Source organism: Paenibacillus dendritiformis, from assembly GCF_015845845.1.
Classification (GTDB): Bacteria; Bacillota; Bacilli; order Paenibacillales; family Paenibacillaceae; genus Paenibacillus_B; species Paenibacillus_B dendritiformis_C.
This window is the reverse complement of sequence record NZ_LDIG01000196.1, coordinates 1-1,544: the sequence shown is the minus strand read 5'-3', so window position 1 is coordinate 1,544 and position 1,544 is coordinate 1. Positions and strand designations below refer to the sequence as shown.

Genomic DNA, 1,544 nt, shown 5'->3' with positions numbered 1-1,544 from the left:
CTTCGAAACAAAGTCAGCCGCAGGCGGGTCAAAACGGTCATCGAAAATCTGATCTGGCTGGCCTCTCGAATGGTAGAGCATGCCAGACAAACGAAGCTCCGCTTCGGAAGACATAGTCCATGGTTTCAGACATTCCAGCGCATTTACGGGACCTTGTCGGGATAATAGATTGCGAACCTATGTTTCCGTTCAAGCTTTGCACAAGGGAAGCTTTGTTTCGTGATGTCTTTTTCAAGTGAATCGAGTCATCACCTCTGCTTTCTGCGCCTATCGTTACAGCTGATAGTGATGGTTCTCTTATTCGTAACCCTTTCACGGATTCAGGGGATTGTTCAGAAAGTATTTCTTTTCCATGAAACGTTCTGTGGAGTTTAAAGGAGAAACCAAATATTGCTTAGGTGCAAAAAGAGCGTCTAAATTCAATAGTTTTTTGACTACTTGCTCTTTTAATCGTTGCCGTACTTCATCAAGCGTGGTTGTCACTAATTGACCTTCTTCATTCAATGTGTATACTTCTTTAGTAACTACGACAAAAGTGAATACAAAAACATCACGAGCTGTGGCATTTAAATAGTATTGGTTTTCCTGTAGTTGCTTGAGAATTTTGTCTGTAGTGCTTTGGTGTTTAATTTCGATATCTATGTGATAGTTTTCCCCAAGCCTCAGTAAATCAAATTCCTTTGAAATCTGCGGGATTTTATAACCAATATAGAAATCGTGATATTCAGAAAATCTCCACGATTCCGCTATCAGTGCTTCTATCAATTGCGCAACATCTTCTCTTTCCTGCTCTTTTTTTAACTCGATGTCAAACACTTTTAAATAATTTTGGAATTGTTCTAGATCTAATGAACGATAAGCTTGATAAAGTGAAATTAAGTTAATTGGTAACAAGGCTGTTTCCCCTTTTTATGTAAATATTAAAAAGGAGAACGATTACTGCATTCTCCTTTTTTGTATGTAAATTAAACAATATCAATAGCACACCCGATTAATAATGTCAACGTCAAATAGGTATCCTGTTGTTCTTCTGAGATAATGTCACCCTATAACTGTTCTGAGATAATGTCACCATGGGGCAGGAGATAATGACATTGACGAAAGCAGAAATGAAGAAGGTACTCGTGGTGGAGAAAATCATAGATGGGCGGATGACCAATAGGGAGGGAGCGAGTTGTTTTTTGCAAGTGAAAAATGCTCAATTTTGCAGCCAAAAGTGCCAAGGCACTTGCCAACCTCAAAGCTTACAACGGGATTCGTTCCATAGCTTGTTTGAAACGGAAGCTCTCGCCTGTAAACGAAAGAATATGTGCATGGTGCACCAAGCGGTCGACCAGCGCAGATGTAAGCTTGGTATCCCCAAAGATGGAGGTCCACTGGCCGAATTCCAAGTTAGACGTCACAATAACACTTTGCCTTTCATAGCAATCCGCAATTACATTGAACAGTAGTTCCGCCCCCGTCTGGCTAAAGGGCACATATCCGACTTCATCCAGGATAAGTAGGTCTACCTTTCTCAGTTTCTCCCGGAACCGGCTCACCGT

At 40.9% G+C, this 1,544-nt stretch carries 2 protein-coding genes and 1 pseudogene; 1 reads left to right on the top strand and 2 read right to left on the bottom strand.

From position 1 onward, the window contains the following. Positions 1–165 (top strand): annotated as a pseudogene (locus tag ABD76_RS29665) (IS1380 family transposase); the annotation flags it as partial. 147 nt (positions 166–312) lie between these two features. On the opposite strand, the gene ABD76_RS19935 reads toward ABD76_RS29665, so the two are convergent. Beyond that, entirely contained in the window at positions 313–894 is a 582-nt protein-coding gene (locus ABD76_RS19935; protein WP_197258896.1) for a hypothetical protein, read from the bottom strand. Between the two features lie 350 nt (positions 895–1,244). After that, the coding region (locus ABD76_RS19930) for an ATP-binding protein (RefSeq protein WP_197253989.1) at positions 1,245–1,544 on the bottom strand (300 nt) is incomplete at its 5' end.